This window comes from Pseudothioclava nitratireducens (assembly GCF_029210495.1).
Classification (GTDB): Bacteria; Pseudomonadota; Alphaproteobacteria; order Rhodobacterales; family Rhodobacteraceae; genus Pseudothioclava; species Pseudothioclava nitratireducens.
In genome coordinates, this window is sequence record NZ_JARGDK010000010.1 from 98106 (window position 1) to 105225 (window position 7120).

General features: G+C 63.1%; 12 protein-coding genes. All 12 read left to right on the forward strand.

What is annotated here, in order from left to right; genetic code table 11:
• Positions 1-9 precede the first annotated feature (9 nt).
• The 12 genes from P0X85_RS12210 (at position 10) to P0X85_RS12265 (ending at position 7012) form a co-directional block, all read left to right on the forward strand.
• Positions 10-567 carry an HK97 family phage prohead protease gene (locus P0X85_RS12210; RefSeq protein WP_275813636.1) on the forward strand — a complete coding sequence of 186 codons (558 nt, stop codon included), beginning with the start codon at positions 10-12 and terminating at the stop codon, positions 565-567.
• A 39-nt stretch (positions 568-606) separates the two neighbouring features.
• Entirely contained in the window at positions 607-1806 is a 1200-nt protein-coding gene (locus tag P0X85_RS12215) for a phage major capsid protein (protein WP_275813663.1), read from the forward strand.
• Between the two features lie 191 nt (positions 1807-1997).
• Positions 1998-2594: a head-tail connector protein gene (locus tag P0X85_RS12220; protein WP_275813638.1), complete on the forward strand. Its 597-nt coding sequence runs from the start codon at positions 1998-2000 to the stop codon at positions 2592-2594.
• A complete protein-coding gene (locus tag P0X85_RS12225) occupies positions 2591-2929 on the forward strand; it encodes a head-tail adaptor protein (protein WP_275813640.1) in 339 nt (112 codons plus the stop codon). Before P0X85_RS12220 ends, P0X85_RS12225 begins: the two co-directional genes overlap by 4 nt.
• Positions 2926-3333 (forward strand): DUF3168 domain-containing protein, encoded by a 408-nt coding sequence (locus tag P0X85_RS12230; protein WP_275813642.1) that lies wholly within the window; start codon positions 2926-2928, stop codon positions 3331-3333. Before P0X85_RS12225 ends, P0X85_RS12230 begins: the two co-directional genes overlap by 4 nt.
• Positions 3334-3400: 67 nt before the next feature.
• Positions 3401-3814 (forward strand): phage major tail protein, TP901-1 family, encoded by a 414-nt coding sequence (locus tag P0X85_RS12235; protein ID WP_275813644.1) that lies wholly within the window; start codon positions 3401-3403, stop codon positions 3812-3814.
• 7 nt (positions 3815-3821) lie between these two features.
• Positions 3822-4142, forward strand: coding sequence for a gene transfer agent family protein (locus P0X85_RS12240; protein ID WP_275813647.1), 321 nt, complete (start codon positions 3822-3824; stop codon positions 4140-4142).
• Positions 4139-4369 carry a rcc01693 family protein gene (locus tag P0X85_RS12245; RefSeq protein WP_275813649.1) on the forward strand — a complete coding sequence of 77 codons (231 nt, stop codon included), beginning with the start codon at positions 4139-4141 and terminating at the stop codon, positions 4367-4369. Before P0X85_RS12240 ends, P0X85_RS12245 begins: the two co-directional genes overlap by 4 nt.
• Complete coding sequence (locus tag P0X85_RS12250; RefSeq protein ID WP_275813651.1) at positions 4366-5028, forward strand: phage tail tape measure protein; 663 nt, start codon at positions 4366-4368, stop codon at positions 5026-5028. The genes P0X85_RS12245 and P0X85_RS12250 overlap by 4 nt, the downstream gene beginning before the upstream one ends.
• Before the next feature lie 12 nt (positions 5029-5040).
• The gene (locus tag P0X85_RS12255; protein ID WP_275813652.1) at positions 5041-5673 is read left to right on the forward strand and encodes a DUF2460 domain-containing protein; all 633 of its coding nucleotides are present in this window, start codon (positions 5041-5043) and stop codon (positions 5671-5673) included.
• A complete protein-coding gene (locus P0X85_RS12260; protein ID WP_275813654.1) occupies positions 5673-6563 on the forward strand; it encodes a DUF2163 domain-containing protein in 891 nt (296 codons plus the stop codon). Before P0X85_RS12255 ends, P0X85_RS12260 begins: the two co-directional genes overlap by 1 nt.
• Positions 6560-7012 (forward strand): C40 family peptidase, encoded by a 453-nt coding sequence (locus tag P0X85_RS12265; protein ID WP_275813656.1) that lies wholly within the window; start codon positions 6560-6562, stop codon positions 7010-7012. The genes P0X85_RS12260 and P0X85_RS12265 overlap by 4 nt, the downstream gene beginning before the upstream one ends.
• Positions 7013-7120: the final 108 nt, after the last annotated feature.

Consider the following 7120-nt stretch of genomic DNA (forward strand, 5'->3'; position numbering starts at 1 on the left):
GAATTTCACATGATTACAAATGACTACGGCCTTGAGTTGAAGTTCTGCGCGCAGGAGGCGCAGGTTAAGCTAACCGAGGGACGCGTGATCGAGGGCTATGCGAGCTTGTTCGGCCTGCCCGATCAGGGCGGCGATGTGGTGCTGCCGGGCGCCTATGCCAAGAGCCTTGAGCGGATCAAGGCGCGGGGCGGCTCTGTCAAGCTGCTTTGGCAGCACGATCCGGCCCAGCCGATCGGCATCTGGGACGAGATTCACGAGGATAAGCGCGGGCTCTACGTCAAAGGGCGATTGCTGCCTGACGTGGCACGTGCACGCGAAGCGGCGGCGCTGATCGAGGCGGGGGCGATTGACGGTTTGTCGATCGGCTATCGCACCGTAGCCGCCGAGAAGAACGCAAAAGGCCAGCGGCTTCTTGCGGAACTGGAGCTTTGGGAAGTGTCGCTGGTGACCTTTCCGATGCTTCGAGAGGCGCGGGTCGCAGCCAAGGGGGAAAGCCTTGAGGCGGCGAACTGGCGCAAGCTGGCGGAGGTGCTGCGAGGTGCCACCGCGGAACTGGCCGCCCGCTGAGTGGCGCGGCCCAGACTGACCCATGGAGATGGAGTGACGATGCAGACCGAGACCAAGGCTCGGGCCGGGACGGGTATGTCCGAAGGCCCGGACCCGGCGGCTGAGGTGAAAACCGCGCTGGCCGGGTTCCTGAAGGAAATCAAAGACTTTCAGGGTGAAGTTAAATCCAAGTTCGAACAACAGGAAGAACGTTTGACCATGATGCAGACCAAGACCATGACCGCCGGGCGTCCCGCCCTTTCCGCTGCTGCCACCGAAGAGGCGCCGCATCAGAAAGCCTTTGCCGCTTACCTGCGCTCGGGCGATGACGACGCGCTGCGTGGCCTCTCGCTTGAGGGCAAGGCGCTCAACACCGCCGTGTCCGCCGAGGGCGGCTACCTGGTTGATCCGCAAACCTCGGAGACCATCCGAGGCGTGCTGAAATCGACCGCTTCGATCCGTTCGATCGCCAATGTGGTGAATGTCGAAGCCACCTCGTTCGATGTGCTGGTGGACCACTCGGAGCTGGGTTCCGGCTGGGCGACCGAAACCGCCTCGCTGACCGAGACCGCGACGCCCCAGATCGACCGTATCTCGATTCCGCTTTACGAGCTGGCTGCGATGCCGAAAGCCTCGCAGCGTCTGCTCGACGACAGCGCGTTCGATGTCGAGACCTGGCTTGCGACCCGTATCGCCGAGAAATTCGCGCGTGCCGAGGCTGCTGCCTTCGTCAATGGCGATGGCATCGACAAGCCGACCGGCTTCCTGACCCATTCGAACGTGGCGAATGACGCGTGGGCCTGGGGCTCGCTTGGCTATGTCGCAACCGGCGCGGATGGCGATTTTTCGGCCTCGAACCCGGCTGACGCGATTGTCGATCTGGTCTATGCGCTGGAGGCGGAATACCGCGCGAACGCGGCTTTCGTGATGAATTCGAAGACCGCAGGCGCTGTGCGCAAGATGAAGGATGCCGATGGCCGCTTCCTGTGGACCGACGGTCTGCAAGCGGGCGAGCCCGCGCGTCTGATGGGCTATCCGGTACTGATCGCCGAGGACATGCCGGATATCGCTTCGGGCGCAACCGCGATTGCCTTCGGTGACTTCGCCTCGGGCTACACCATCGCCGAGCGTCCGGATCTGCGCGTTCTCCGCGATCCCTTCTCGGCCAAGCCGCACGTCCTCTTCTATGCGTCCAAGCGCGTGGGCGGCGATGTGAGTGACTTTGCCGCGATCAAGCTGCTGAAATTCGCCGCCTCGTAAGGGGGGTGAAGCGGGCCGGGGGTGACCCCGGCCTCTGACGAGGGGGGTTCCCTTGATCAGGCGGACGCGGGTTTGGCTGTCGTCGCCTAGCTGCTCCCTCCGTCCGAGCGGCGGCGGGCGGGCCTGCGTCCGAACTGCCCGAGACTGCGCCAGGAGCGCGCCGGGTAAACTGCGAATTTCGGAGTAATTCCATGATGCTGAAAGAAATAACGGCGATTGCCTCCGAGGCACTGCCGCTGGCCGAGTTTCGGGACCATCTGCGGCTTGGCACCGGTTTTGCCGATGTCGGGGCGGAGGATGTGGCGCTGGAAGCCTATCTGAGGGCTGCGATTGCCGCAATCGAAGGGCGCACGAGCAAGGTTTTGCTATCGCGCGATTTTCTGCTGGCGCTGGACGACTGGCGTGGTGATGCGGCGCAACCGTTGCCGGTTTCGCCGGTGAGCATTGTCGGCGGTGTGACGATGATCGCACGCGACGAGACGCGCGATGTGGTCGATCCGTCGCGCTATCAGCTGGTGCGCGACATGGCACGGCCCCGGCTGGCCTCGGCCACGGGGCTGCTGCCGGGCATTCCGGTCGGAGGGCGTGTTGAGATCGCGTTCACTGCGGGGTTTGGGGCGAGCTGGTCTGAGGTCCCGGTGGATCTGGCGCAGGCGGTTTTCCTGTTGGCCGCGCAATATTTCGAGCAGCGCCATGACAACGTCGGCGATGCAGGCGCGATGCCCTTCGGCGTGATGGCGCTGATCGAACGTTGGCGCACGGTGCGCGTGATCGGGGGCCGGTCATGACAGCGCCCGTTCTCAATCGCCGTCTGGTCCTGGAAGAGGCGCAGCGGATGCCGGATGGGGCGGGCGGCTATTCGCTCGATTGGCAGGCGCTTGGCGAGGTGTGGGCTCAGGTGACGCCCGGGACCGGGGTGGAGCGCGCTGGCGAGTTCGTGACGCTGGCGTCGGTGCCGTTCCGGATCGTGCTGAGGGCTGCTCCGGAGGGGTCCCCACGCCGCCCGCGCCCTGAGCAGAGGTTTCGGGACGGGACGCGGATCTTTCGCATTCTCGCGGTGGCGGAACACGACATGCGTGGCCACTACCTGACCTGTTTCACCCGCGAGGAGGTCGTGGCATGAGCTATGCGATCGGTGCGGCGCTTCAGGCCGCGATTTATCAATGTTTGCAAGATGATCCGGTGCTCGACGGGCTTGTCGGCGACGCAATTTATGACGCGGTTCCGCCTGGCACGACGACCGGAACTTACGTGAGTCTTGGCCCGGAGGACGCGCGCGACGCGTCCGACAAAACCGGGGATGGGGCTATCCACGATTTTGTCGTGTCGGTCATCACCGATGAGGCCGGGTTCCAGACCGCGAAGGCGGTCGCCTCGGCGATTTCGGATGCGCTGAGCGGTGCGGCGCTGGTTCTCGCGCGTGGGCAACTCGTGGGGCTTTGGTTTCTGCGGGCGAAAGCTCGGCGCGTGGAGACGGGCGAGGCGCGGCGGATCGATCTGACCTTCCGCGCACGGGTCGAAGCCTGAGCGATTTCATCTTGGCCGGAGCGCGGACTTTGGCCGGGCATCATCAATTCACATACGGAGAAAAGCCATGGCGGCGCAGAACGGCAAAGACCTTCTGATCAAGCTCGATCTCAACGGGGGCGGGCAATTCGAAACCATCGCGGGGCTGCGGGCTTCGCGGATCAGCTTCAACGCGGAGACGGTTGATGTGACTTCGCTCGAGAGTCAGGGCGGATGGCGCGAGCTTCTGGGCGGCGCGGGCGTCAAATCGGCAGCAATTTCCGGCTCGGGCGTGTTCAAGGATCAGGCGACCGACGAGCGGGCACGCCAGATCTTTTTCGACGGGGAGGTACCGCAGTTTCAGGTGATCATCCCTGATTTCGGCATCATCGAGGGGCCGTTCATGATTACGGCGATCGAATATGCCGGCAGCCATAACGGCGAGGCGACCTACGAGATGTCGATGGCATCGGCGGGTGCGCTGAGCTTCACAGCGGTCTGAGGCTGACATGGTGAACCCCTTGGCAGGAGAGGTTGAGGTGAAGCTTGATGGCGCGCGCCATGTCGCAAAGCTGACACTTGGGGCGCTTGCCGAACTGGAGGCTGATCTCGGCGAGGAGAGCCTGCTGGCGCTCGTTGAACGGTTCGAGCAGGGGCAATTCTCGACGCGTGACGTCTTGGCTTTGCTGGTTGCCGGGCTGCGCGGAGGCGGTTGGACGGGCACGAGTGCCGATCTGCGAACGGTAGAGATCGGTGGCGGGCCCGTCGAAGCGGCGCGCATCGCGGCGATGCTTCTGGCGCGCGCTTTCACGGTACCGGGGGGCGCATGAGTGCGGCGGGCCTTGATTGGCCAGGCCTGATGCGGGTCGGGCTGCGGGGGCTTGGCCTGCGTCCCACAGAGTTCTGGGCGCTGACGCCGGCGGAACTGGCTTTGATGCTGGGCACGACGGCGGGTGAGCCACCGCTGACACGGGCGCGGTTAGACGCATTGGCCGCGCAATGGCCCGATAGGCCGCGCATGGCGGGTAATGACGGTTCTGAAAGGACGGACGGATGATTGAAGTGGACGGGTTTGACGATCTGAGCCAGCAGGCTGCCGAGCTGGAAAAGAGCCTTGGTGGGGCCGAAGCGATGGCGGGGGCCTTCAATGACGAGCTTTCGCGGATGCGGGAAAGCATGGTGTTCACAGGGCGCGAGGTCGGCACGCTGACCAACTCGATGGGGCGCGGTCTTCGGCGCGCTTTTGATGGGTTGGTGTTTGACGGCATGAAACTTTCGGATGCGTTGCGCGACGTGGCCAAGAGTATGGCTGACAGCGTTTACAACGTAGCCATGCGGCCGGTGCAGACCGCGGTGGGTGGGGCGGTTGCTTCGGGGATCAACGGGTTACTGAGCGGGCTTTTGCCGTTTGCGAATGGCGGGAGCTTTGCTCAGGGGCGGGTCATGCCCTTCGCGCGTGGCGGTGTGATTTCGTCGCCCACAACATTTCCGATGCGCGGAGCGACCGGGTTGATGGGGGAGGCCGGCCCGGAGGCGATCATGCCGCTTACACGTGGTGCGGATGGTCGGTTGGGCGTGCAGGCGCAGGGCGGTGGGCGGCCCGTCAATGTCGTGATGAATATCACCACGCCGGACGTATCCGGCTTTGCCCGCAGCCAGAGCCAGATCGCGGCGCAGATGAGCCGGGCGCTGGCGCGTGGCGAGCGTAATCGCTGAGGAGCAAGAGCAATGGCATTTCATGAGATTCGTTTTCCCGCCAATCTGAGCTTTGGCTCGGTCGGGGGGCCGGAACGTCGCACGGAGATCGTGACGCTGGCCAACGGCTTTGAAGAACGCAACACGCCCTGGGCGCATTCGCGTCGGCATTACGATGCGGGCGTCGGGTTGCGGTCGCTTGACGACGTAGAGCGGCTTCTGGCGTTTTTCGAGGCAAGGCAGGGCCAGTTGCACGGGTTTCGCTGGAAGGACTGGGCCGACTACAAATCCTGCCCGGCTTCGAAAGAAATCCACTACGAGGATCAGATCATCGGCACCGGTGATGGTGAAACGCGCAGCTTTCAGCTGAGCAAGAGCTATGTGTCCGGCGGTGTGTCCTACACCCGTCCGATCACCAAACCGGTTCTGGGCACGGTAAAGGTCGGCGTGCAGGGTGATCATCAGGCAGAGGCAGTCCATTGGGATGTCGATCTGGGCTCTGGGATCGTGACTTTCTATGACGCGCCTGCCGAGGGCACGCGGATCTCGGCTGGGTTCGAGTTCGACGTGCCTGTGCGTTTCGACACCGATCGTATTCAGGTTTCGGTCGCATCCTTTCAGGCTGGTGATCTGCCGCAGGTGCCTGTCGTGGAGGTGCGCATCTGATGGTTTATTCTGAAGAACTGAAAGCACATCTGGCCGAGGGGAGTTCGACGGTTGCGCGGGCGTGGGCGATTACACGGCGTGATGGTCTGGTCCTCGGTTTCACCGATCACGATTGTGCGCTCGAATTCGAAGGTATCCGCTTTGCGCCGGAAAGCGGGATGACGGCGAAAGCGCTGAGCCAAAGCACGGGGCTTGCGGTGGACAACACCGAGAGTTTTGGGGCGCTGAGTTCGGAGGCGATCAGTGAGGCTGATATCCTGGCAGGTCGATATGACGGGGCCGAGGTCCGCGCATGGATCGTCAACTGGTCGGATGTCGGACAACGCGCGCTTCGGTTTCGCGGGCATTTCGGCGAAATAACCCGTGGCGCGGGTGCATTCACGGCTGAGTTGCGGGGTTTGACCGAGGCGCTCTCTGCGGAGAATGGGCGTATCTATCATCCCAGGTGCTCGGCGGTTCTGGGCGACGCGTCGTGTCGTTTCGATCCTCTAACTGCGGGCTATTTCTATGAAGGGCCCGCCGCTGCGGTCGAAGATGGCGTGCGCTTCGTCTTCGACGATATAGCGGCGTTCGATGCGCGATGGTTCGTCAAGGGACGCCTGCGCATCCTGAGTGGCGAAGCCAGTGGATTGGTTGGTGTGATCAAGAATGATCGCATTGGCAAGGCCGGAACGCGGGAGATTGAGCTTTGGCAACGGATTGGTGCGGAGGTGTCTCCGGGCGATCTGGTACGACTTGAAGCCGGGTGCGACCGGCGCGCGGAGACTTGTCGTTTGAAGTTCAGTAATTTCCTGAACTTTCGGGGTTTCCCGCATATCCCCGGCGAGGACTGGCTGATGTCCTATCCGGTGGCGAGCGGCAGCAACGATGGTGGGAGCCTGTTCCGATGAGCGCCGCCGACGCGGATAGGGCGGCTCGGATCGTTCGGCTTGCACGTGACTGGTTGGGCACGCCCTATCTTCATCAAGCGTCGGTGCGAGGTGCTGGCTGTGATTGTCTGGGCCTGATACGTGGCGTCTGGCGGGCGCTTTACGGATGTGAGCCGGAACAGATAGCGCCCTATACTGCCGATTGGTCGGAGCCCTCCCGTCAGGAAGAGCTTTGGGCAGGGGCTCAGCGGCATCTGATCAAGGCTGCTCATCCGGATCGACCGGGGCAGGTGTTGCTTTTTCGGATGCGCGACGGATCCGTTGCAAAGCATCTCGGAATTCAGGCGGAGACGGGCCTCAGCGCCAGTTTTATCCATGCCTATACAGGTCACGGAGTGGTCGAGAGCCCTCTCTCTCTTCCGTGGCAGCGTCGCATCGTGGCGCGTTTCGATTTTCCTGAAGGAGCCTGAAGAATGGCGACGATTTTGCTTTCGGCGGCGGGAGGGTAGCGTCCACGGACGTGGTGTAAATTCAGCGCCGTCTTCGGTGTAATCTCAGGTGGCCATCGAGGTGTATGG

What these genes read in the sequence shown, in the direction of transcription:
- P0X85_RS12250 (WP_275813651.1), top strand. Translation starts at nt 4,366, where the DNA reads ATGATTGAAGTGGACGGGTTTGACGATCTGAGCCAGCAGGCTGCCGAG.
- P0X85_RS12235 (WP_275813644.1), top strand. Translation starts at nt 3,401, where the DNA reads ATGGCGGCGCAGAACGGCAAAGACCTTCTGATCAAGCTCGATCTCAAC.
- P0X85_RS12265 (WP_275813656.1), top strand. Translation starts at nt 6,560, where the DNA reads ATGAGCGCCGCCGACGCGGATAGGGCGGCTCGGATCGTTCGGCTTGCA.
- P0X85_RS12210 (WP_275813636.1), top strand. Translation starts at nt 10, where the DNA reads ATGATTACAAATGACTACGGCCTTGAGTTGAAGTTCTGCGCGCAGGAG.
- P0X85_RS12240 (WP_275813647.1), top strand. Translation starts at nt 3,822, where the DNA reads ATGGTGAACCCCTTGGCAGGAGAGGTTGAGGTGAAGCTTGATGGCGCG.
- P0X85_RS12230 (WP_275813642.1), top strand. Translation starts at nt 2,926, where the DNA reads ATGAGCTATGCGATCGGTGCGGCGCTTCAGGCCGCGATTTATCAATGT.
- P0X85_RS12225 (WP_275813640.1), top strand. Translation starts at nt 2,591, where the DNA reads ATGACAGCGCCCGTTCTCAATCGCCGTCTGGTCCTGGAAGAGGCGCAG.
- P0X85_RS12260 (WP_275813654.1), top strand. Translation starts at nt 5,673, where the DNA reads ATGGTTTATTCTGAAGAACTGAAAGCACATCTGGCCGAGGGGAGTTCG.
- P0X85_RS12220 (WP_275813638.1), top strand. Translation starts at nt 1,998, where the DNA reads ATGATGCTGAAAGAAATAACGGCGATTGCCTCCGAGGCACTGCCGCTG.
- P0X85_RS12245 (WP_275813649.1), top strand. Translation starts at nt 4,139, where the DNA reads ATGAGTGCGGCGGGCCTTGATTGGCCAGGCCTGATGCGGGTCGGGCTG.
- P0X85_RS12255 (WP_275813652.1), top strand. Translation starts at nt 5,041, where the DNA reads ATGGCATTTCATGAGATTCGTTTTCCCGCCAATCTGAGCTTTGGCTCG.
- P0X85_RS12215 (WP_275813663.1), top strand. Translation starts at nt 607, where the DNA reads ATGCAGACCGAGACCAAGGCTCGGGCCGGGACGGGTATGTCCGAAGGC.